Source organism: Chryseobacterium sp. CG10_8 (genome assembly GCF_058117085.1).
This window is the reverse complement of record NZ_JBYVEB010000027.1, coordinates 11,584-34,255: the sequence shown is the minus strand read 5'-3', so window position 1 is coordinate 34,255 and position 22,672 is coordinate 11,584. Positions and strand designations below refer to the sequence as shown.

Sequence of the window (22,672 nt, the reverse complement as noted above, 5' to 3'; positions counted from 1 at the left end):
AATTAAAATAACTGACAATATTTTTTAAAAGCAAAGCTCTGAAAAAGACCGTCAGTTATCCTATATAAGTTCTAATTTGAATAAAATTCAGCAGTTTTAAATAATTCTTTTCAATTAAAGGTTTACTTATTCAAAAAAGCGTCCCATCCTTGTGCTGTAATCTCAGAAAGTTCATTACTTCCTCTCAATACCATAAAGTTTCCTCCATTTTCTTCAACAGCATGTCCGATGATAGTAAAATCAGGGTGATTTTTTATTTTATCAAAATCCGTTGGGGTAATGGTGAACAATAATTCATAATCTTCACCACCAGAAAGTGCTGACATCACCGGATTAAGGTTAAATTCTTCTGCAGTCGAAATGGTAAGGGTATCCAAAGGAATTTTCTCTTCATAAAGCCTGAATCCCACCTTGCTTTGGTCGGAAAGATGAAGAATTTCAGAAGCGAGCCCATCGGAAATGTCAATCATCGATGTTGGTTGGATGTCGAGTTCTTCGAGAATCTTTTTGATATCTGTCCTTGCTTCAGGTTTTAGTTGACGTTCTAGGATATAATCATAGCCAGCCATTTCGGGTTGCATATTAGGATTGGCAAGATATACGGCGTGTTCTCGCTCCAAAATTTGAAGTCCCATATATGCGCCTCCCAAATCTCCTGTTACGACGAGTAGGTCATTTGGTTTTGCAGTGCTTCTTTTTACGTTTTTTTCTTCATTTTCGAGACCTATCGCAGTTATTGTCATCACTAATCCCGCATTAGAACTTGTAGTGTCTCCACCTACTAAATCTACATTGTAGCGTTGACAAGCCAATTGAATTCCAGAATAAATTTCGTCCAAAGCTTCGACTGGAAAGCGATTAGAAACAGCCAAAGAGACCAAAATTTGAGTCGGAGTAGCATTCATGGCGGCGATATCGCTGAGGTTAACAACGACAGCCTTATAGCCCAAATGTTTTAAAGGAACGTAACCCAAATTGAAATGGACGCCTTCCGCTAAAGTATCGGTTGTCACTACCACTTTTTTTCCTTCAGGATTTATAATGGCAGCATCGTCTCCTACGGATAATTCCGATGAAGGGTTATTTAAACTAAAATTTTTGGTTAAGTGCTTGATTAAGCCAAATTCGCCCAATTTTGAAATGGGTGTTAATTCTTGATTTCTGTCTTCTAACATGCTATATAAATAAAACGCACCCAAAGGTGCGCAATAATTTTAATATTTTTTAAAAAAAAGTTAGTTTTTATTCTCCCAAACTAATGCACTTGCACCAAGGATAGCAGCGTCCGCTTCGTCCAATTCACTGAAAACGAGTTTTACTTTTCCTCTAAAAATTGGAAGAAGATTTCGCTCCATGTGAAGTTTTGTAGGCTTCAAAAGAAAATCTCCCGCTTTGATGACTCCTCCAAATAGCAAAATGGCTTGAGGTGAAGAGAACATTACAAAGTTAGCCAAAGCTTCACCTAGTTTCTGACCTGTATAGCGGAAAACTTCGATGGAAGTTGGGTCTTTTTGTAGTGCACATTCGTGAACGGTTTTAGCATTGATTTGTTCTTCAGGATAGTCATTAAGCATTGATTCTGGAAACTCTGCTCGGAATTTTTTTGCAGTAATTGCGATCCCTGTTGCTGAAGCATAAGCTTCTAAACTGCCTTCAGAGCCTGTACTCCAGTGTTTTCTTCCTCCTGGTTTTACAATGGTATGTCCTAATTCTCCTGCAAAACCATCGTGTCCATAGATGAGGTGACCACCAGCAATGATTCCACTTCCTACACCAGTACCCAAAGTCACCATGATGAAGTCCTTCATTCCTCTTGCTGCACCATACATCATTTCTCCTAAAGCTGCCGCATTAGCATCATTAGTTACTTTACAAGGTACGCCAAACTTTGTGCTCATCATCTCCGCGAATGGGATAACGCCTTTCCATTTGAGGTTGGGAGCATGCTCGATGGTCCCGTTGTAATAGTTTCCATTAGGAGCACCAACGCCAATTCCGTCTAATCTAGAACCTTTCTCACATTTGTCAATGAGAGGTTTAATTTTTTTGTATAATTCATTTACAAAATCTTCAACTTTTTCGAAATCAGTTGTTTTAATTGATCCCTTAGATAAGATTTCTCCTCGGTGATTAACGAGTCCAAATTTTGTATTGGTTCCACCGATATCAATTCCGATTGCAATTTGTTTTGAAAGGTCTACTAGTGCCATAGTGAATTTTTAAAGACCTTAAATTTAAGCAAAATTTGGAATTAATTATTTTGAAGTTTCTCTTTTTTGAGAAAAATTGACAAAAATCTTGTTCTAGAAAAAAAAGACTCCCATAGATTTATGGGAGTCTTATAAATATTTTTTGATTTAATATCAATTATACAGGAATTTCTGCTTTGTATAAGAAGGAAATACCTTCTTTGTTAACCTTTTCAACCAATTCGCTGAACAAATAGAATGACTCTTGTTTGTAGATAACCAGTGGGTCTTTTTGTTCGTATACGGCACCTTGAGAAGAACGTTTCAAGTCATCCATTTCTCTTAAGTGATGTTTCCAGTTTTCGTCAATAATTGCTAGAGTGATATTCTTTTCGAAATCGTCAACTAAACTTTGACACTGAGTTTCGTATGCTTTTTCTAGGTCTGTAACAATGGTCATGGTCTTCACGCCATCCGAAAACGGCACTTGAATCATCTTGAACGTTTGTCCTTGATTTTTGTATACATTCTCTATGATTGGGAAAGATTTCTCTTTCAACAAAGTCAATTTGTTTTGATAATCTTCAACTGCTGCTTTATAAAGTAGGCTTGTAAGTTCCTGCGCATTTTTGTTTTTGAAATCTGCTTCGGAGAAAGGAGCGTCCATTGTGAAGTTTTTGATTACGGCATACTCAAATTCTTTGTAATCTCCTTCAACTTTTCCTTTGTTAACAAGGCTTGCAGATACATCATAAATCATATTATTGATGTCATACTTCAAGTGGTCACCAAAAAGAGCATTCTTTCTTCTCTTATAGATAACGTCTCTTTGCTTGTTCATTACATCATCATACTCCAATAATCTCTTACGGATACCGAAGTTGTTTTCTTCAACTTTTTTCTGAGCTCTTTCGATAGACTTAGAAATCATTGAGTGTTGAATTACTTCTCCCTCTTTATGACCCATTCTGTCCATCATTTTTGCGATTCTTTCAGAACCGAAAAGCCTCATCAAGTTATCTTCCAAAGAAACATAGAATTGAGAACTTCCCGGGTCTCCTTGACGTCCAGAACGACCTCTCAACTGTCTGTCAACTCGACGAGAGTCGTGTCTTTCTGTACCTACGATAGCTAATCCTCCTGCTTTTTTCACCTCATCGCTTAACTTGATATCGGTACCACGACCTGCCATGTTGGTTGCAATAGTTACAACTCCAGGTCTTCCCGCAAGAGCAACAATTTCAGCTTCTTTCTGGTGAAGTTTAGCATTCAACACCTGGTGTTGGATTTTTCTTAATTGTAATGCTTTCGAAAGTAATTGTGAAATTTCAACTGAAGTCGTCCCTACCAATACTGGTCTTCCGGCTCCTGTTAATCTTTCGATTTCTTCAATTACGGCATTGTATTTTTCACGATTGGTTTTGAAAACCAAATCTTGTCTGTCATCTCTTTGGATAGGTCTGTTAGTTGGGATTACCACAACATCTAATTTGTAGATTTCCCAGAACTCCCCAGCTTCCGTTTCAGCAGTACCAGTCATCCCAGCAAGCTTATTATACATACGGAAGTAGTTCTGTAATGTAATCGTTGCAAAAGTCTGAGTTGCTGCTTCGATTTTTACATTTTCCTTCGCTTCGATTGCTTGGTGAAGACCATCGGAATAACGTCTTCCTTCCATGATACGACCTGTTGATTCGTCAACGATTTTTACCTCGCCATCCATTACCACATACTCGTCATCTTTATCGAAAAGGGTATAAGCTTTAAGCAACTGATTCATGGTGTGAACACGTTCTGACTTAATCGCAAAATCACGGAACAATTCTTCTTTAGCAGCGAATTCTTCTTCTTTGGATAAGTTTTTGGCTTCAAGTTCTGCAATTTCGGTTGCAATGTCCTGTAACACGAAGAAATCTTTATCCTCGTTTCCAGCTGACATATATTCGATACCTTTATCAGTAAGGTCGATTTGATTATTTTTTTCGTCTATTACAAAATACAAGTCTTTGTCAACTTTCGGCATTTCGCGATTGTTGTCTTGCATGTAATAAGCTTCAGTCTTCTGAAGGAGTACTCTGTTTCCGCTTTCGGAAAGAAATTTGATTAAAGGTCTAGATTTTGGCAAACCTCTATAAGCTTGTAATAATTTGAAGCCTCCTTCCTTAGTGTTTCCTTGAGCAATTAATTTTTTAGCTTCATTGAAGATGGTAGAGATGTTTTTTCTTTGCACATCTACAATTCGGTCAACGGATGGTTTCAAAACATCAAACTCTTGTCTATCTCCTTGAGGTACTGGTCCAGAAATAATTAATGGTGTTCTTGCGTCATCAATTAATACGGAGTCAACCTCATCCACAATTGCAAAGTTAAGTTCTCTCTGTACCAATTGGTCAGGAGAAGTAACCATATTATCTCTTAAGTAATCGAAACCAAATTCGTTATTGGTTCCGTAAGTGATATCGGAATTGTATGCGCTTCTTCGACCATCTGAGTTAGGTTGGTGGTTATCGATACAATCAATGGTTAATCCATGGAATTGATAGATTGGACCCATCCAAGCCGAGTCTCTTTTTGCAAGATAGTCGTTAACCGTTACTACGTGAACACCTCTTCCTGGAAGGGCGTTAAGATAGATTGGAAGCGTACCAACTAGAGTTTTTCCTTCTCCAGTTGCCATCTCAGCTACTTTACCTTCGTGTAGAACAACCCCACCGATGTATTGTACGTCGTAATGAACCATGTCCCAAACTACCGCTGTTCCAGCTGCGTTCCATGAGTTTTTGTAGATTGCGGTATCACCAGAAATTTCTACGAAATCTTTGGTTAAAGCAAGTCTCTTGTCCATTTCTGTTGCAGTCACTCGAAGTTCGCCGTTTTGAGCTAATCTTTTTGCCGTTTCCTTAATCAAGGCAAAAGCTTCTGGAAGAATCTCGGCAAGAACCTTTTCTTCTACATTGTAGGCTTCTTTTTTGATTAATTCAATTTTGTCGAAGAGGGCTTCCTTCTCGTCAATGTTAGTGGTGGTGGCAATTTGCTCTTTGGTCTTGTTGACTTCTTCTGTGAATCTAGCCGTTGCGGATTTAATTTTTTCTTTAAATTCCAACGTCTTTTGACGAATTCCATCATCGGTTAATTCTCCAATTTTGGATTCAACAGATTTGATTTTTGCAACTACCTTCTTTACTTCTTTTAAGTCTTTGGCGTTCTTATCACCTAAAAAACCTTTAAGAACTTTGTCTAAAAAACTCATTTTCTTCTTGATGCATCAGGCGATTATGCCTTGTGCTTTTTATTAAATTAAAATAATTCTAAATGAAAATGGCTAATCGTAAGTCACAATCAGCCAAGTGCTTTTAATATTCGTCTTCGTTCCAAAGGAAATCTTCGTCCGTTGGATAATCACTCCAGACTTCTTCAATAGATTCATAGATTTCTCCTTCATCTTCGATGGCTTGAAGATTTTCTACTACTTCCATTGGAGCACCAGTTCTGATGGCGTAATCAATAAGTTCTGCTTTATTCATCGGCCAAGGCGCATCGCTCAAATAAGAAGCTAATTCTAATGTCCAATACATATTTTTAATATTTTTTGCAAATGTAAAAAAATACATCAGACTACAAATTTTTTCAGTCTGATTTTCAATTTTTTGTGTTAAAAGTCAATTTAGTAAAACGAAGTATACCGAATCACTTTTTAACAGGTTTTCATCTCTAAAACCTTTCTCACTTTCTCAAAAACCATTCCACAAATTTTTTTATGCCATTTTGGAAATTGGTGGTAGGTTGATAGTCCAATAATTGTTTTGCTTTGGTAATATCAGCGTTGGTTTTCTGCACGTCTCCCGGTTGCATTGGGAGCAAGTTCTTCATCGCTTTTTTATCCAAGGCATTTTCCAGGGAAAGAACCATTTCGTTGAGTGTAATCACTTCACTTTCACCAAGATTGATAATTTCGTAAACATTATTATGGGTTTCCAAGTACTTAATAGACTTAAGAATTCCGTCAATGATGTCATCAATAAAGGTGTAATCCCGAGCTGTGGAACCGTCGCCATAGAAAGGAATTTCTTGGTTGTCACTAATTAATTTTGTGAATTTATGAATTGCTAAGTCTGGTCTTTGACGTGGTCCGTAGACTGTAAAAAACCTTAATTGAATCATATCTATGTCGTATAGTTGATGATAAACATGACCCAGGATTTCACCTGCTTTTTTGGTCGCAGCGTATGGTGAAATCGGTTTGTCAACATTATCGGTTTCAGCGAAAGGAACTTTTTCGTTATTTCCGTAAACACTTGAGCTTGAAGCAATCACCATCTTTTTGATGTTGTGTTTTTTGCTCAATTCCCAAAGATTCATGGTTCCGGTGATGTTAACCGCCTCATATTCTAAAGGTCTTTCAATCGAGGGTCTTACCCCAGCTAAAGCTGCAAGATGGATGATAAGGTCAATGGAATGTTTTTCAAAAATTTTTTCTAACCCTTCTTTGTCTCTAATATCTTGAAAATAAAAATGATAGTTATCTGCTGAAGTTTCTTTGGACAATTTTTGTAGGTCTTCTTCTTTCGATTTGAAATCAAAATCAGTTGGTTTTCCTAATGATTCCAGAGTATTTTTGATTTTTATCTTATAGTCGTAAAAATCATCAAAATTGTCAATGTTAATGACAGAATGTCCGTTTTTTAGCAATTGTTCTACCAAGTGAGAACCAATAAAACCGCTTCCGCCTGTAACCAGATAAGTCATTTCTATTCTTTTTTTTCCTTTTGAAGTCAAAAGTGCTTTTTGAGGTTTTGCAAATTTATTAAATAAACCATTAGCCCCAACATTTTATTAGTGATGCTGTGTCAAAAAACATTTGGTAAGATAAGGAAATTGAATGTGATTAACTTGACCTAAGTGTTAAAATTAGTTTTTAAGAATTTAATCTTTATTTTTACTCAAAATTTTGTAGCAATGCACTTTCAAGGACAAATCCTAAAAATGACCACCCAATTGGCGGAACCTATACAATATTACCTCAATCTTTCGGGAGATTTAATCAATATGAATCAGCTTATTGGCAAAACCATCTCTATAAAGCACACAGGTTATCAATGTGTGAATTGCGATAGCGACGAGAAAATCTATCGAATGGGTTTCTGCAAAAAATGTTTTTTTGAAAGTCCTTATGCCAGTGACACGATCATTAGACCCGAACTTTCTCGTGCTCACCTTGGTGAAGAAGAGCGAGATTTGGAGGTAGAAAAAGAAATCCAGCTTCAACCGCATGTGGTGTATTTGGCTTATACAGGCGATGTCAAAGTTGGTGTTACCAGAGAAAAGCAGGTTCCAACACGTTGGATTGACCAAGGAGCGACTTTTGCGCTTCCCATTGCAAGAACGGAGAATCGTTATGAAGCGGGTATGATTGAGGTTGCATTGAAAGAACATCTTCCTGATAAAACCAATTATAAAAAAATGTTAGAAGATGATTATGAGGGAGATATGGATTTGGCGGATTTTCGAAATAAGATTCAGCAATATTTTCCGTTAGACTTCCAAAAGTTCTATTCAGAACAAGAAGAGATTTGGAAATTGGATTACCCTTATGTAAAACCAGATAAAGTCACGAGTTTTACTTTGGATAAAAAACCTGAGTTTGAAGGCGTTTTAAGGGGAATCAAAGGACAGTATCTTTGTTTTGATGGGGGAAACGTTATTAATTTGAGAGGTCATGAAGGATATGTAATTTCCCTCGAAACGTTATAAAACAAACAATTAAAAAAACATAAATGGAAACAAACAAAGAAAATACAACGGACAAGAAACCAGATTTTTCGTTTAGAAATTCGGGGACGCGTAATCCATTGAAGCCAACGCCCGCTTTTATTGGCGCTTCTTGGGCAGCATTATTTATAGGGACGGTAGGTTTTTGCATCGGACTTTGGAATGCAACGATGGAACTTAACGAAAAGGGATATTATTTCACACTATTGCTTTTTGGTCTTTTTGCGGTAATCTCTGTACAAAAAAGTGTGAGAGATAAAGCGGAAGGTTTGCCAGTGACGGAACTTTATTATGGATTAAGTTGGTTTGCCATTATTGCTGTTTTGGTTTTGTTGGTGATCGGACTTTGGAATGCGGAACTATTATTGAGCGAAAAAGGATTTTACGCAATGTCATTTTGTTTAAGTGTTTTTGGCGCAATCGCAGTCCAAAAGAACACCAGAGATACTAAGCAAATTGAAGCGATGGAGAAGATGTAAAGCAACTCTTGCTCCATAGTTTTTTAAAAAAGAGAGAATTAGCGAAAATTTGACTAAATTAGTTTAGTAGAATTTTCGCTTTTTTTGTGAACAAAAGATTCAAAATATTATCCTATTTCTTGGGCACCGCATTTTTGTTGGTGTTGTTTGGTAATTTGGGGTTCAATTATTGGTTGAAGAATCGACTTCCTGCGCTTATCAAGAAGAATTCTAACTATCAGGTCTCGTACAAAACTTTAGATGTTAAGCTTTTGAGCGGTGATATTTTTGCGACAGGTGTTTCGGTTCGTAATAAAAGCAATGTCACTCAAGAGATGATGGGGATCGAAGGAAGTATTGACTCTCTTAAGGTCGATCGAATTGCATTGTACGACGCATTCTTCAAGGGGGAAATTACCACTTCTAATATTTCAATGGCACGCCCTAATTTAAAATTGATTTTAAGCAAGGTCAAAAAACAAAAGGGAGCACAAAAAAGCACCGAGCTTTTACTCAAAAAAATATTCATTAAAGAAGGAGATATCCGTATTTTTCGGTCGAGCGGTGAAAAATTTTTCTCGGTAAACCAACTTAATATCAAGATATCTAATTTGGAAATGTCGGAAGAGTCCGTCAAGAATCGACTTCCAATGGTTTTTGAAGATTACAATGTGAGCGGAGCTGATTTTTACTTACAGCCAGACTCGCTTCATATCATTACTGCCAAAAGTATTGAGTCTGAGAAGGAACGCATTATGATTAAGAATATTAAAATTCAACCTTTGATTTCTCAAGAAACGTTTTATGAAAAGCATCCTGATAAGAAGATGCTTTTGGAGGCGCAAGTAGATTTTTTAGACGTTAATGGACTTGACCTTGAAGAACAAGAAGCCGAAGTCTCAGAAGTTTATTTGGAAAATCCTAAAGTCAAAATTTATCAATCCAATGCACCAAAGAAAGCTCGTGAGAAAAAATACTGGAATCACTTTAACGTGCATCAATTTACGGTCAAAAATGCAGATATTCTAATGCAAAAAATGCAGAAAACGGTTTTTACTACCTATGCTTTTAATGCAAATATCTCTGAATTTGAATTAAATGACGATACTCGGAAAAACAAAATTCCGTTTCATATTGAGCATATTCAGTTGAATGGGCAAAATACGGCGTTCGAGACCAAGAGTCAAAATATCTTTGTTAAAAATTGGTCATTGTCTCGAAAGAATGGTGATTTCCAAGGCTTGATTTTGAAACCAACAACTTCTTTTTCGGGAAAGATGTTGTTGGACGCAAGTGTCAAGCGATTACAGTTGCAGCTTAATGATTGGAGCTATGAGGAAAAACTGAAATTGGATGGTAATCTTGTTAAAGTCGAACAAATTAATGGTAAAATCTGGTTGCCCAAACCCACTGGAAAGAAACCTGATTTTAGTAGTTTAGAATTCCCATTAACCATGAAGAATTTGTTTGTGGAGAATTCTAATTTGATCATCGAAACGGACAAAAAACCGATTAAGCTCAATAATTTTTATGCAAAATTATCGGATTTCGAAATGAACGAAGAGACCATCAAGTCTACGAAAATGCCATTCAAATTGGGGAATTATTCCTTTACGACAAAAGATTTCACTTCAGAGAATAAGGATTATCGATTCTCGATGGGTCTTGTCAAGTTTTCTAAAAACAACTGCGAGATTTCGAACTTCAAAATGATTCCAAAGTTGTCTCGTGCACAATTTGTGCGCTCTCTTCCCAAGGAAAAAGACTATTATACGTTGACGGTTGACAAGATTAAAATGTTGGGAAGTTGGGATATGGTTTCCGAGAGAAAATATGTTAACGCGTCTAAATTGGATATTTTGGGTCTGGATGCAGATATTTTTAGAAGCAAAATTCCGCCTGATGATTTGACGAAAAAGAAAATGTACTCCGATTTACTACGAAGTATTAAATTCCCATTGGTTATTAAAAATACTTATATCAAGAGCTCTAATTTGGTTTACGAAGAAGATTCAAAATCCAGTGAAGGACCAGGAAAATTGGTTTTTGGAGACTTCAACGCGCATATTCAGAATATTAATTCAGGAAAGCAGAAAGGAAATACCGCTGTCCCCATCAATGTTAATTGCAAATTGATGAACGTTGCTCCAATGAAGGTCTTTTGGAAACTGGATACTTCTTCTTTGCAAGACAATTTTTCAATTAAAGGAAATATTTCGCAGCTTCCAGCTGGAAGAGTTAATTCTTTTTTGGAACCTTATCTCAAAGTTAAGATTACGGGTCTGATTCAGGAAGTGGGATTTGATTTCAAAGGAAACAGAGACGGATTGAATGGAAAATTTCATTTGAAACATCAGAATTTGTTGATAGAAGTTCTTAATAGCGACCACCAGAAAAGCAAAATTCTTTCTGCGGTTGCCAATATGGTGGTGAGGACTAATTCGACGGCCGGTTCTGAGGTGGTTGTCGTGGACAATGTGGTGAGAGACAAGACAAAATCATTTTTTAATTTGTTGTGGAAGGGAGTAGAAGAAGGTCTTGCCAAAAGTCTCATTGGTGAATTTGTTGAAGGCAAACAAAAAGCGAATCAGATCACCCATGACGCCAAGAAAAAAATAAAAGAAATCAAAAAAGAATACATCGAAGGCTCTTCCACCGAAAGTAGTCAACCAACTGAAAAAAAAGGAGTGTTCAGAAAAATTTTCAAGAAAAAAGAGACAGCGGAAAATTAACGTCTGTAAAGCTTTTCTTACTCAAATTTTTTTACTTTTGATTAAATAAAAAAACAAATGAGCACAGTATCCGACAAGTACACCTTTTCCGCAACTCCGGATTGGGTGAAATCACCGACAGATAACCAAATTTTGGAGATGACCAAAGCTTCTCCATTTTCCGAACAACTTATTGAAGAGGGCAAAGACATCTGTTTCTATATCAACAAAGTTCTTAATTATCAGAAAGATAAAAATGAGGAATATTCCTGCGTTATCTATTCCTTGACACAATCTCGCAATTTGGAGGTAGCTTCTGTTGAAGATGTTTTTTTGGATGAGAATTCACATCTTATTTTTCACCGATTTATGGTAGTGAGAGAAGGGGTTCTGATTGATAAGACTCCAGATACCAACATTAGAGTTTTTGATAACGAAACCCAGAGTGATGGAGGCGTCTATAACAATTCGAAAAAAGTAAATATTTCCATCAAAGACCTTCGTCTATACGATACCATTGTGGTCGAAAGAACGATAGTCAATGAATATTCTGATAAAGAATTTATCCGAAAGGAGTATATGAAACACGTTTTCGTTACTCCGGACGTCTATTGGGGTTATAGTACTTATAGGTTTGAGCTGATTAACAATACATCGAAGGTGGTAGCTTATCAACCATTCTTCTTTAGAGATTCCAATGGAAATCTTTTACCCACCGAAAAGAAAACACTCTCTCCATCCGAATCCTATATTTTTCTTGAAGAAAATTACCTTAATCCAGTAGATGCAGCGAGAGAGGTTTTTCCATTTATAGATTTTGCCACAGATGCAGAATGGAAGGAGCTTTCTAATTTTGTCTATCCTTTGTACGAACCAATTTTAGCAAAAGCAGATATCAAGGAAATTGCACCAGATATCGTTCAGAAGCTTGATGAAATTTCGGATCCTGAACTTAAAATTAAATGGGCAATTGATTATGTCCAAAATCAGATCAAGTATATCTATGATGCTAATGAAATGAACGGGCATCAACCGCAGGAAGCTTCGGTGACTTATCAGTCTAAGCAAGGTGACTGCAAAGCAAAATCCGTTTTCTTAAAATCTATTTTGGATTATCTCAATGTGAAATCTGATATTGTGGTGGTTAATTATAGGGCGGATTATTATATGAAGTATTATTTGCCTTCGTTGCTGTCATTCAATCATGTTATTGTCAGAATCGAGCATAATGGAAAAGAGTTCTTTGTTGACCCAACGATTAAAGACGAGGAAGGGACTTTGGAGAACAGAGGTATATTGCAGTTTTATCATTATATGAATGTGCTTCCCGACCAGACTTTGTCGACTCGTCCTTCTTATGAGTATCCAAAATTTTGCTTAGAAGAAACGATTAATTATGAGGCGAAAAACGAGAAAGGAAGCATCGAGCTAACTTCTTTGTACCGATATGGAAGGGCGAACGGAATTAGAAATTATTTTAAAAATACCAATAAGAAGGAAATATTGGATTCTTGGATGAATTCTCTTTTTTATTGCTTGAATTTTCATAATGACCGAAACGAAGAGGATTTTAGAAGTGCATTTAAAAGTCCTGAAATCAAAATTACCCAAGATGACAAAATTAATAATGAAGTAATTGTCCATTTCCGGGCAGATTTGGAGAAGCCGTATTTCGTTGACAAGAACAAAAAGCGCTTTTTGATGTTCTATGACTTCAATACCTTGAAAGATTCTGTGAAGAAATTCAACAGTAGAGATTCTACTTTTTGGCATGGTTTCGATAGTGAGAGATACGAAATCAATATTTACATTGATTTAAGAATCGATACCGAAGAAAAGTATACTAAGCAAGAAAACAAAATTGTGAATCCCTATTTCACCCACGAAATCAAAAAGAAAATTCACAAAAATGGAGGTTCTGCTTATATAGAATATCATCCCAAAACCAACCTCGAAATCCCAAATGAGGAAATGCCAAAAGTGAGAGAGGATTATCTCAAAATCAATGATAGCAATTTCGGTTTAGGATTAGATATTATAGAGGCGGGAGTTTCTAATCTATTGAAGAATAAAATTTCGAAATGGTTTAAATAAATTTAATTCGGAAATAAAAACAAAAAAGTCATTCGAAAGAATGACTTTTTTATGAGGAGAAAGGGAAGGATCAATTACTTGCCAGTATTGACGCTTTTGATTCCCATTTCGTATAAAGCAAAACTTAACATGTCTGAATATTCTCCGATGACTTGTTCGGTACTTCTTCCTGCTCCATGTCCTGCATTAACTTCGATTCTTACCAAGACAGGATTTGAGCAACTTTGTTTTTCCTGAAGCTCAGCACCGAATTTGAAGGAATGCGCAGGAACAACACGGTCATCGTGGTCGCTGGTAATCACCATTGTTGATGGATAACAAACTCCTTTTTTCACGTTATGAACTGGTGAATAAGATTTTAAATATTCAAACATTTCTTTGTTATCTTCGGCTGTTCCGTAGTCATAAGCCCAACCAGCTCCTGCTGTGAATTTGTTATAACGAAGCATATCCAAAACACCTACACCTGGGAAAGCAACCTTTGCTAAGTCAGGACGCATCGTCATTGTCGCTCCAACTAATAGACCTCCGTTCGAACGTCCAGAGATTGCCATATAATTAGGCGAGGTGTAACCATTTTTTTGTAAATATTCTCCCGCAGCGATAAAATCATTGAATACATTTTTTTTCTGCATTTTGGTTCCTGAATCGTGCCATTTTTTACCATATTCGCCTCCTCCTCTAATGTTAGGAACGGCATAGATTCCACCATTTTCCATCCAGATTGCGTTAACAACTGAGAAAGAAGGGGTTAATGAAATATTGAAACCGCCATAACTGTATAAGATGGTTGGATTTTTTCCATCTTTCTTCAGACCTTTTTTATATGAAATGATCATAGGAACCTTGGTTCCGTCTTTTGAAGTGAAGAAAACTTGTTCGGAAACATAATTATCTGGATCAAATTTAACTTTAGGTTTTTGGTAAACTTCAGATTTCCCGGTGTCCGCATTGTATTTGTAAGTTGTTCCTGGAGTGATGTAGTTAGAGAAAGAATAGTACATTTCTTTTTCATCTTTTTTGCCTCCAAAACCGCTTGCAGTTCCTTTTCCTGGAAGATTAATTTCTCTAATTAGCTTCCCATCAAAGTCATATTGTTTGACATAAGAGACAGCGTCTTTCATGTATTTTGCAAAAATATAACCTCCTCCAGTAGAAACCGAAAGTACATTTTCTGTCTCAGGAATAACATCTGTCCAAACATTAGGCTTATGAATATTGAATTTTTGCAACTTCATGTTGGGTGCATTTTTGTCCGTCAAAATGTATATCCAATCACCTTTGGTGTCAACCACGTCAGTGTTGTAATCATATCCCTTTTGGATTGGAGTGTAGTCAGTTTTGTTTTGAGTTAAATCTTTGATATACAATTCGTTTCCGTTGGTTGCATTAGCTGCGCTTAAGATGAGGTATCTTTCATCTTCTGAAACGCCAACTCCCATATATCTTCTCTTGAAGTCTTCGCCACCGATAATCAGTTGGTCTTCGCTTCCTTTGGTTCCTAATTTGTGAAAATAGACTTTTTGAGTATCAGTCATTCCGGATAGTACACTTCCTTCTTTGGGTTGGTCATACACAGAGTAGAAAAAACCTTGGTCTCCAAGCCAAGAAGCTCCGCTAAATTTTGCAACGATAGGCTCGTCAAGAATTTTTTTGGAAACAGCATCCATAATGATAATCTTGGTCCAATCGCTTCCTCCTTCGGAGATGGAATACGCCACAAGGTTTCCTTTTTTGTTGAAAGAGATTCCCGCAAGAGACGTAGTTCCTTTTTCTGAAAATTTGTTAGGGTCTAAGAAAACCTCGTTTTTACCATTTTTGTCAGTTCTGTATAATACAGATTGAGCTTGCAATCCATCATTTTTATAGAAATAAGTATAGTCTCCTTCTTTGAAGGGAGCCGAAATTTTTTCGTAATTCCAGATTTCTCGCAGTTGATTTTTGATCTTTTCACGAAATGGAATTTTGTCCAAATACTGGTTGGTGAAAGCGACTTCTCTCTGCACCCAGTCTTTGGTGTCTTCTGCACGGTCATCTTCTAACCATCGATAAGGGTCAGAAACTGTCTCGCCAAAATAGGTGTCGTTGTGGTCGATTTTTTTGGTTTCAGGATAAGTAAGAGACGTGTTTTTTTGGGTTGCGCAAGAAGTAATCATCATAGCACTGAGAAAAAGATGGGTGTAACGGATTTTCATAAACGTTCAATTTTTTCAAAATTAAGTAAAATTTAACAATAGATAACATTTTAGAAACAGATTTAGGAATAGATTTTGTATCTTAACAGTGGAAAATTAATCATTATGAAAAAAGAGCAAAGTATTATTACAGCTGGGATTCTTGGACTCGTTATTGTTGTTGGTATTATCGCTTTCAAGAAGTTTTTAGAAGGAAATGTGGATGATAGAGAGTACGAAGATTTTCATCAGAACTTCTCTGACAAAGACGACGAAGACCTTAATCATGGAATCGAATATTTAGAGATGAGGTAGTCATCTACATCATATTTGACAATTTTTGCTTCCGTTCCTTCCGAACGGATTTTTTGTGGAAAACTATCCAGATAAAATGGATTATTTTCGAAGCATTCGATTTTACTTTTACACCATGGATTCGGAGAAAATTTTTAAAGGACAAGGAGCGCAACGAAACGTTGTTAATCGTTTTGACAAGTTCGTCTATGTTCCTGATGAAGAAGATTTGGATGCTGTCAAAACGTCTTTTACGGAGGTTTTTCCCAAGTCTATTGTCAATGAAGTGAAGAGTCCTGACTTACCTTCAGATTATTCGATGAATCCTTATCAAGGTTGCGAACACGGCTGTTCCTATTGTTATGCAAGACCGAGCCACGAATATTGGGGATATTCAGCAGGAATCGATTTCGAAAGAATAATTATGGTGAAGAATAATGCACCACAATTATTAGAGAAATTCTTTCAAAAAAGAAACTATCAACCGAAGTCAATCATGCTTTCTGGAAATACAGATTGTTATCAACCGATTGAGAGAAAGTTAGAAATTACCCGAAAAATTCTGCAAGTCTGTCTCAATTACAGACATCCTGTCAGTATTATTACCAAAAATGCTTTGATTTTGAGGGATTTGGATTTGCTTATACCGATGGCAGAACAACACTTGGTTAACGTCTCTCTAAGCATTCCGACCTTAAATGAGGATTTGCGTCGAGTGATGGAACCTAGGACTAGTTCTTCTAAAAACAAATTAAAAACCATTGAAGTTTTGTCCCAAAACGGAATCCCAGTGAATGTAATGGTAGCACCTGTTATTCCTGGATTGACGAGTGATGAGAGTCTTTCTATTTTGAAGTCGATTTCCGATGCAGGAGCTTCGAGTGTTCATCATTTGTTGGTGAGGCTCAATGATGCAGTAGAACCCGTTTTTGTGCAATGGTTAGAAATGCACTTTCCAGATAGGGCGCAGAAAGTTCTTAATCTTATTCGTTCGATGCGAGGAGGAAAATTGGGAGAGAAGAGACATTTTGAGAGGTTCAAAGGAGAAGGAAATATCGCTGAAATGATTCATAAAACTTTTGCTTTGGGGCGAAGAAAATATTTTCCCAAAAATGAATTACCACCATTAGATTTTTCTAATTTTACGGGAAGTAAAGATCAGCGGCTTAGGCTGTTTTAACCAGTGTAATGTGTAGATTATCAATAAACAAACCCTTTCTTCTGAAAGGGTTTTCTATTTTGATTAGAGTTAAATATTAAATTCTTTAAAATTAAATCTCTATTTGATTAAGCCTAATTCCACCAATCTTTCATGAAGGAATTCTCCTGCAGTGGTGTCTGGATATAATTTAGGATTATTTTCGTCAACGGTTCCTTCTAACGCAGCTAATGACATTTCGCTCACAGGATGCATAAAAAACGGGATTGAGTATCTCGATGTTCCCCATAATTCTCTTGGAGGATTTACCACTCGGTGAATGGTAGATTTCAATTTGTTATTGGTGTGTCTGGACAACATGTCACCAACGTTAATCATTAATTCGTCTGGTTCTGCGATGGCGTCAATCCATTCTCCAGCATGATTTTGTACTTGTAATCCTTTTCCTTGTGCTCCCATAAGCAACGTGATGAGATTGATATCACCATGAGCTGCAGCTCTTACTGCATCATCTGGTTCTTCTGTAATCGGCGGATAATGAATAGGACGTAGAATCGAATTTCCTTCTGCAATGTATTGGTCAAAATAAAATTCGTCTAACCCCAAATGCAAAGCCAATGCTCTAAGAACATATTTTCCTGTTTTCTCCAACATTTGATAAGTTTCTTTTCCAACTTCGTTGAAGGCGGGAAGTTCATCGACAACTACATTGTCTGGATAAGATTTTTGATATTTTGAATTCTCCGGAAGATATTGACCAAAATGCCAAAACTCTTTGAGGTCAGCTTTTTTGAATCCTTTTGCAGTCTCCTTTCCGAATCCAACATAACCTCTTTGCCCTCCAATTCCTTCGATTTCGTATTTTTTCTTGACGTCAACAGGAAGGTCGAAAAAGTTTTTGATTTCAGAATATAAATTTCCTACCAGTTCGTCATTAAGAAAATGACCTTTAAGTGCAACAAAGCCAATTTCTTCGTATGCTTTTCCGATTTCATTTACAAATTTTTGTTTGCGTTCCGGGTTGTCCGAAAGGAAATCACGCAAGTCAACAGATGGGATTTGATTCATTATAAAATTGAATTAACTTTTTGCTAAAATACATTTTTTTGGAGAATTTGATTATTGATGTTCAAAGTCTGAACTGAAGGAAATTAGAGAGAAATTTTAAGTTAATTATCTTGCGATTTGATTCTTGGAAAAGGCTCAATTACTTACCTTTGCATTCATGAAACAATTTTCTTCAAAACGCAGCATACAGATTCTCGCACATATCCTCAAAGAATACGGAATTCATCACTTTGTGATTTCTCCAGGTTCTCGTAATGCACCTATTGCTATACATTTTTCAGAAATGGATGAGTTCAATTGTTATAGCATTGTAGATGAAAGAAGCGCAGGTTTTGTAGCATTGGGAATGGCTGCAAGTTTGAAAAAACCGACAGCGGTAGTCTGTACAAGTGGTTCGGCTGCGGCTAATTATTATCCAGCAGTAACCGAAGCTTTTTATAGAAATATCCCTCTTTTGATATTGACGGCGGACAGACCTCAAGATTTTGTGGATTTGTTTGATGGACAGACCATTCGACAAAAGGATTTGTTTCACCAACATTCGTATGGAGATTTTGAGTTATTGGAAGATGATGAAGAAAATGCAGATGAAGAAAACTGGAAAAGAGTCAAAAATGCTATTGAACTTTGTTACGAAAAACAAGGTCCAGTACATATTAATGTTCCGCTTTCTGAGCCTCTTTATGACTTGGTTTCTGAGCTTCCGGCGATGCCTTCCGTGGAAGATATGATTCAGAAGCCGAGTTACGAAATTCCATCTAATCTTGTAGCCGATTGGAATCTCTCCAAACGTATTATGATATTGGTAGGAACAAGAGATTACAGCGAGGAGTTACAGATGCAGCTATCGCAATTGGTCAAAAATCATTCGGTTGTGGTGCTTACAGAAGCTAATTCTAACTTGGAGAACGAGAAGTTTTTCTCTCATATTGACCGATATATTTTCGGTTTCGGAAGCGAGGAGAATAAGAATTATGCTCCAGACCTTCTGATTACGATTGGTCAGAATGTAGTTTCTAAAAAAGTGAAACAGTTTTTACGAGCGGCGCATCCAAAAAATCATTGGCATATTGATCGTTTTTGGCAACCCGACACGTATTTTTCTCTGACAGAAAAAGTCGAAACGGGTCCAGAAATTTTCTTTTCCAAATTATTGAAAAACATAAGATTAGAGCCGAGTCCGTATTTTAATTTATGGGACTCCTTGAGAGATAAAAAAGATCAAAAACATCAAGAATATATTAGAAGAGTTGGCTTTTCGGATTTTGGGACCATTCAGATGTTGTCTCAACAAATTCCTAAAAATTACAATATCCATTTTAGCAATAGTTCGCCGATTAGATACGCGCAATTATTTGACTTTCATAATCAAAAGATCTATTGCAACAGAGGAACTAGTGGAATTGATGGATGTACTTCGACAGCAATGGGGTTTGCGATGGTAGATAAGAATCCGGTCATTTTGATTACTGGTGATTTGTCATTTTTCTATGATATCAACGGACTTTGGAATCCTTACATTCCGCCTTACACCAGAATTGTCCTTATCAATAATGGAGGAGGTAATATTTTTAAAATTATTCCGGGTCCTTCTGAAGCAACCAATGCATTAGACGAATTCATCGTTCACTCGCATCAGCAAAATGCAGAAAGTATCGCCAAACATTTTGGTTTCGAATATATTGGTGTTGGGGAAGAAGCAACCCTTTCCCGAGTTTTGCAGAATTTCTTTGGGACATCTCCCAAGCCAAAACTTCTTGAAGTAAAAACTTCTGAAATCGAAAATGCAGAAATCTTGAAATCTTATTTTGAATTTTTGAAATGAAATTAGAATTCCAAACCAAAAAGCTTCTCTTAAAGGAAGTTTTTTCTATTGCGCACGGTAATTATGACCACCGTAACGCTCTTTTGTTGAGTCTTTCATACGATGGTTATATTGGTTATGGCGAGTGTGTAGAGATTGACTATTATGGAATCCATTTGGATGATTTTATATTGAAAATCAAAGAAATACAAGGCTTGTTTGTTGGTATAGAATTAGTGTCTCCCTATGATTTTTTTCAATTTTTCAAAACCTTGAACTTGCATCCATTTTTACAGTCAGCGATGGATTGTGCCTATTGGGATTTGTTCGGAAAAATCAAAGGCAGAACATTTCATGAGTTAAATAATCTTGAAATTTCAACTTTACCAGAAAGCACAATTACTATTTCGATAGATTCTGTGGATCATCAGATTGAGAAGATTCAGAAAAGTGATTGGTCCATTTTTAAGGTGAAGACTAAAGGTCTTGATAAAGAATCGGTATTTAAATTATTGAATATCAATAAAAAAATAGCTCTCGATGCTAACTCGAGTTTTAGTGCAGATGACTGTCTTTGGATTTCGGAAAATATCAATAGTCCTAATTTGCTTTTTGTAGAGCAGCCCCTTCCTATTGGAGAATATGATGTTCTTCGGAGGAATGAAACTGTCAATTGGATGGCTGATGAGGATTTTCAGAAAATTGAAAGCTTGGAGAAATTACAGCCTCATTATTCTTCTATCAATATCAAAGTCATGAAGTGTGGAGGTCTTACTCCAGCACTCGAAATTGTGAAGAAGGCAAAAGAATGGGGGTACAAAATTATGGTAGGTTGCATGACAGAGTCCAGCGTTGGTATTTCTGCAGGAATTGCAATCGCTGGATTCTGTGATTATGCTGATTTAGATGGCGCCCAATTAATTTCCAATGATTATGCATCAGGAAGTTATGTTGATCGAGGCAAGTTATACCTATCCAATCAACCTGGACTGGGCATCAAGTTGCTTTAATTTTTCTGAAAATTAATTGTTTGCAGCAACGTAGTCATAGACCATCGCTCCTTGCTCTTCAGATAATTTTGATTTTTTTGCCATAGATTTTACAATTCCAACCCATTGTTCGTCAGTATGAGCAGTAGGATTTGGCAAATCGTGGCACTTTCCGCAAGAGTTATCAAAAATTGTTTTGCCTTGAGCAATTCTGTCAGCGTCGCTAACAGTTGCAGTTGCGGTAGCTGTAGAAGTTCCTTTAGCAGGCTTAGAACCACAAGAGACAGCGAATAAAGCGCAAGCTGCAAGTGGTAGTAATATCTTTTTCATAGGAGTAAATTTTAATAATTCAAATATAAAAATTAAATTTAACCCAAATCCCAGTTTAGATTAATATTTAACAAAAGAAAATGTCCGAGATTAATATTTCCGATTATCTTCACGGAATTCGTTCTGGAAACAAGCGCTTTTTGGCGAAGGCTATTACTTTGATGGAAAGTAAGAAATCAGAACATCGAGAACAGGCAGAAAAGATTATTCAAGAATTGATGCCTTATACTGGAAACTCAGTTAGGTTGGCAATTTCAGGCATTCCAGGTGCTGGAAAATCTACATTTATTGAATCTTTTGGAAGATTATTAATTAAGAAAGGAAAGAAAGTAGCCGTCTTGGCAATCGATCCAAGTTCCCAGCAAAATAAGGGTTCTATTTTGGGGGATAAAACAAGAATGGAAGAGTTGGCTCGTGAAGACAATGCATTTATACGTCCAACGCCAAGTTCTGGATTTTTAGGAGGAGTTGCTAATACTACTTATGAAACAATGTTGATTTGTGAAGCAGCTGGCTACGACTATATTTTGATAGAAACAGTTGGAGTGGGACAAAGTGAGGTGATGGCTGCGGAGATTTCTGATGTTTTTTTATTGTTAAAAATTGTTGGTGGTGGAGATGAATTGCAAGGAATCAAACGAGGAATTATGGAAATGGCGAATCTTATTTTTATCAATAAGGTGGACGATGACCAACAAATGAGCAAAGCCAAATCAGCAAAAGTTGAACTCAACCGCGCTTTACAATTTCTACCAAAGAAGACTGAGAAATGGAATGTTCCTGTGTTGTTAGGATCCGCGTTCAACCATATTGGATTAGAGCAAGTCTATGAAAAAATTAATGATTTTATCAAAATACAAAAGGAAATAGGTTCTTTTTCTGAAACCCGACAACGTCAGGCGGAGAAAAGATTTCAATATTGGATTAACGAGTATGTTTTACAAAAGACCAAGATCCAGGAGCACGAAAATCCTCAATATCCTCAACATCTTGATAAGGTTACGATGATGAAATCCAGCCCTTCGTTAGAAGCACGGATTTTGGTCGACGAGCTTTGGAAAAAATTGCAATAACTATTTCCTCAATGGACTTAGGTAGCCATCGAAAGAGATGGGCTGTCTATCATTAAGACTAAAAGACGCGTATGCTTTCCCGTTAGGAAAAATCTCTATATAAAATTCGCTTACATAATTCACGTCTTTAGGTTTAACCGTAATTGTTTTTTTCTGTTTTTTTCCTTCTTTTACGGTGAATTCATAATCTTTTGTAGTGAATCTTAGGCCCTGTTTGCTGGTGTCATAGCTAGCATTATAAGCTCGTCCAAAGTATGGAAGCACAACCTCAATTTCGTTGTCTTTAAAATCAATCGTGTAGCTAGAGTCTAGATTAAGCATTCTTGTTGAAGCTCCATTGGGCATGGAGTTAATCATATTATTAACATCACCAGCGGAAGGTTGCGCTCGTTCTGCTACAAAACTAAATTTTTTACTCATCAACATTTTTTGAAGCTCTGTTTTGCTCACATATTCCTGTGATGTACAGTTCTGAAACACAAGGAAAATCGCTAAAATAATTGGAAGAAATTTTTTCATGACGAAAGATATTTATGGTAAAGATATACCAAATTTAGCAC

Annotated in this window: 18 protein-coding genes; 9 read left to right on the top strand and 9 right to left on the bottom strand. The window is 36.5% G+C overall.

What is annotated here, in order from left to right; genetic code table 11:
- Nucleotides 1-122: 122 nt before the first annotated feature.
- The 5 genes from thiL to AC4AGG_RS06645 form a co-directional block, all read right to left on the bottom strand.
- Complete coding sequence (gene thiL, locus AC4AGG_RS06665; protein ID WP_489771210.1) at nt 123-1,175, bottom strand: thiamine-phosphate kinase; 1,053 nt, start codon at nt 1,173-1,175, stop codon at nt 123-125.
- Between the two features lie 60 nt (nt 1,176-1,235).
- A complete protein-coding gene (locus AC4AGG_RS06660; protein WP_489771209.1) occupies nt 1,236-2,210 on the bottom strand; it encodes an ROK family protein in 975 nt (324 codons plus the stop codon).
- 157 nt (nt 2,211-2,367) lie between these two features.
- Nucleotides 2,368-5,439: a preprotein translocase subunit SecA gene (gene secA / locus AC4AGG_RS06655; RefSeq protein ID WP_489771208.1), complete on the bottom strand. Its 3,072-nt coding sequence runs from the start codon at nt 5,437-5,439 to the stop codon at nt 2,368-2,370.
- A 103-nt stretch (nt 5,440-5,542) separates the two neighbouring features.
- On the bottom strand, nt 5,543-5,764 hold the full coding sequence (locus AC4AGG_RS06650; RefSeq protein ID WP_489771207.1) for a DUF2795 domain-containing protein: 222 nt from the start codon (nt 5,762-5,764) through the stop codon (nt 5,543-5,545).
- 148 nt (nt 5,765-5,912) lie between these two features.
- Entirely contained in the window at nt 5,913-6,935 is a 1,023-nt protein-coding gene (locus AC4AGG_RS06645) for a GDP-mannose 4,6-dehydratase (protein ID WP_489771206.1), read from the bottom strand.
- Nucleotides 6,936-7,145: 210 nt separating this feature from the next.
- Here AC4AGG_RS06645 and AC4AGG_RS06640 point away from each other — a divergent pair, with 210 nt between their 5' ends.
- The 4 genes from AC4AGG_RS06640 (at nt 7,146) to AC4AGG_RS06625 (ending at nt 13,221) form a co-directional block, all read left to right on the top strand.
- A complete protein-coding gene (locus AC4AGG_RS06640; RefSeq protein WP_489771205.1) occupies nt 7,146-7,940 on the top strand; it encodes a DUF2797 domain-containing protein in 795 nt (264 codons plus the stop codon).
- Between the two features lie 23 nt (nt 7,941-7,963).
- A complete protein-coding gene (gene yiaA / locus AC4AGG_RS06635; RefSeq protein WP_489771204.1) occupies nt 7,964-8,437 on the top strand; it encodes an inner membrane protein YiaA in 474 nt (157 codons plus the stop codon).
- A 119-nt stretch (nt 8,438-8,556) separates the two neighbouring features.
- Entirely contained in the window at nt 8,557-11,148 is a 2,592-nt protein-coding gene (locus tag AC4AGG_RS06630; protein ID WP_489771203.1) for a hypothetical protein, read from the top strand.
- A 57-nt stretch (nt 11,149-11,205) separates the two neighbouring features.
- A complete protein-coding gene (locus AC4AGG_RS06625; protein WP_489771202.1) occupies nt 11,206-13,221 on the top strand; it encodes a DUF3857 domain-containing protein in 2,016 nt (671 codons plus the stop codon).
- Between the two features lie 74 nt (nt 13,222-13,295).
- On the opposite strand, the gene AC4AGG_RS06620 is transcribed toward AC4AGG_RS06625, so the two are convergent.
- Nucleotides 13,296-15,380, bottom strand: coding sequence for a prolyl oligopeptidase family serine peptidase (locus AC4AGG_RS06620; RefSeq protein WP_489771212.1), 2,085 nt, complete (start codon nt 15,378-15,380; stop codon nt 13,296-13,298).
- Nucleotides 15,381-15,521: 141 nt separating this feature from the next.
- Here AC4AGG_RS06620 and AC4AGG_RS06615 point away from each other — a divergent pair, with 141 nt between their 5' ends.
- On the top strand, nt 15,522-15,710 hold the full coding sequence (locus AC4AGG_RS06615) for a hypothetical protein (protein ID WP_489771201.1): 189 nt from the start codon (nt 15,522-15,524) through the stop codon (nt 15,708-15,710).
- A gap of 115 nt (nt 15,711-15,825) precedes the next feature.
- The gene (locus tag AC4AGG_RS06610) at nt 15,826-16,869 is read left to right on the top strand and encodes a PA0069 family radical SAM protein (RefSeq protein ID WP_489771211.1); all 1,044 of its coding nucleotides are present in this window, start codon (nt 15,826-15,828) and stop codon (nt 16,867-16,869) included.
- A gap of 99 nt (nt 16,870-16,968) precedes the next feature.
- Here AC4AGG_RS06610 and AC4AGG_RS06605 read toward each other — a convergent pair whose 3' ends face one another.
- Entirely contained in the window at nt 16,969-17,916 is a 948-nt protein-coding gene (locus AC4AGG_RS06605) for an isopenicillin N synthase family dioxygenase (protein ID WP_489771200.1), read from the bottom strand.
- Between the two features lie 157 nt (nt 17,917-18,073).
- On the opposite strand from AC4AGG_RS06605, the gene menD reads away from it, so the two are divergent.
- Both menD and AC4AGG_RS06595 read left to right on the top strand, forming a co-directional pair.
- Complete coding sequence (gene menD, locus AC4AGG_RS06600; protein ID WP_489771199.1) at nt 18,074-19,741, top strand: 2-succinyl-5-enolpyruvyl-6-hydroxy-3-cyclohexene-1-carboxylic-acid synthase; 1,668 nt, start codon at nt 18,074-18,076, stop codon at nt 19,739-19,741.
- Nucleotides 19,738-20,730, top strand: coding sequence for an enolase C-terminal domain-like protein (locus AC4AGG_RS06595; RefSeq protein ID WP_489771198.1), 993 nt, complete (start codon nt 19,738-19,740; stop codon nt 20,728-20,730). Before menD ends, AC4AGG_RS06595 begins: the two co-directional genes overlap by 4 nt.
- A 12-nt stretch (nt 20,731-20,742) precedes the next feature.
- Here the strand turns inward: AC4AGG_RS06595 and AC4AGG_RS06590 are convergent, their stop codons facing one another.
- On the bottom strand, nt 20,743-21,039 hold the full coding sequence (locus tag AC4AGG_RS06590) for a c-type cytochrome (RefSeq protein WP_489771197.1): 297 nt from the start codon (nt 21,037-21,039) through the stop codon (nt 20,743-20,745).
- Between the two features lie 80 nt (nt 21,040-21,119).
- Between AC4AGG_RS06590 and meaB the strand changes: the two genes are divergently transcribed.
- On the top strand, nt 21,120-22,112 hold the full coding sequence (gene meaB, locus AC4AGG_RS06585) for a methylmalonyl Co-A mutase-associated GTPase MeaB (protein WP_489771196.1): 993 nt from the start codon (nt 21,120-21,122) through the stop codon (nt 22,110-22,112).
- Here the strand turns inward: meaB and AC4AGG_RS06580 are convergent, their stop codons facing one another.
- Entirely contained in the window at nt 22,113-22,631 is a 519-nt protein-coding gene (locus AC4AGG_RS06580; RefSeq protein WP_489771195.1) for a DUF4251 domain-containing protein, read from the bottom strand.
- Nucleotides 22,632-22,672 lie beyond the last annotated feature (41 nt).

Excerpts from the sequence above, each read along its gene's own strand:
- thiL (WP_489771210.1), bottom strand. The coding sequence starts at position 1,175 with ATGTTAGAAGACAGAAATCAAGAATTAACACCCATTTCAAAATTGGGC.
- AC4AGG_RS06660 (WP_489771209.1), bottom strand. The coding sequence starts at position 2,210 with ATGGCACTAGTAGACCTTTCAAAACAAATTGCAATCGGAATTGATATC.
- secA (WP_489771208.1), bottom strand. The coding sequence starts at position 5,439 with ATGAGTTTTTTAGACAAAGTTCTTAAAGGTTTTTTAGGTGATAAGAAC.
- AC4AGG_RS06650 (WP_489771207.1), bottom strand. The coding sequence starts at position 5,764 with ATGTATTGGACATTAGAATTAGCTTCTTATTTGAGCGATGCGCCTTGG.
- AC4AGG_RS06645 (WP_489771206.1), bottom strand. The coding sequence starts at position 6,935 with ATGACTTATCTGGTTACAGGCGGAAGCGGTTTTATTGGTTCTCACTTG.
- AC4AGG_RS06640 (WP_489771205.1), top strand. The coding sequence starts at position 7,146 with ATGCACTTTCAAGGACAAATCCTAAAAATGACCACCCAATTGGCGGAA.
- yiaA (WP_489771204.1), top strand. The coding sequence starts at position 7,964 with ATGGAAACAAACAAAGAAAATACAACGGACAAGAAACCAGATTTTTCG.
- AC4AGG_RS06625 (WP_489771202.1), top strand. The coding sequence starts at position 11,206 with ATGAGCACAGTATCCGACAAGTACACCTTTTCCGCAACTCCGGATTGG.
- AC4AGG_RS06620 (WP_489771212.1), bottom strand. The coding sequence starts at position 15,380 with ATGATGATTACTTCTTGCGCAACCCAAAAAAACACGTCTCTTACTTAT.
- AC4AGG_RS06615 (WP_489771201.1), top strand. The coding sequence starts at position 15,522 with ATGAAAAAAGAGCAAAGTATTATTACAGCTGGGATTCTTGGACTCGTT.
- AC4AGG_RS06610 (WP_489771211.1), top strand. The coding sequence starts at position 15,826 with ATGGATTCGGAGAAAATTTTTAAAGGACAAGGAGCGCAACGAAACGTT.
- AC4AGG_RS06605 (WP_489771200.1), bottom strand. The coding sequence starts at position 17,916 with ATGAATCAAATCCCATCTGTTGACTTGCGTGATTTCCTTTCGGACAAC.
- menD (WP_489771199.1), top strand. The coding sequence starts at position 18,074 with ATGAAACAATTTTCTTCAAAACGCAGCATACAGATTCTCGCACATATC.
- AC4AGG_RS06595 (WP_489771198.1), top strand. The coding sequence starts at position 19,738 with ATGAAATTAGAATTCCAAACCAAAAAGCTTCTCTTAAAGGAAGTTTTT.
- AC4AGG_RS06590 (WP_489771197.1), bottom strand. The coding sequence starts at position 21,039 with ATGAAAAAGATATTACTACCACTTGCAGCTTGCGCTTTATTCGCTGTC.
- meaB (WP_489771196.1), top strand. The coding sequence starts at position 21,120 with ATGTCCGAGATTAATATTTCCGATTATCTTCACGGAATTCGTTCTGGA.
- AC4AGG_RS06580 (WP_489771195.1), bottom strand. The coding sequence starts at position 22,631 with ATGAAAAAATTTCTTCCAATTATTTTAGCGATTTTCCTTGTGTTTCAG.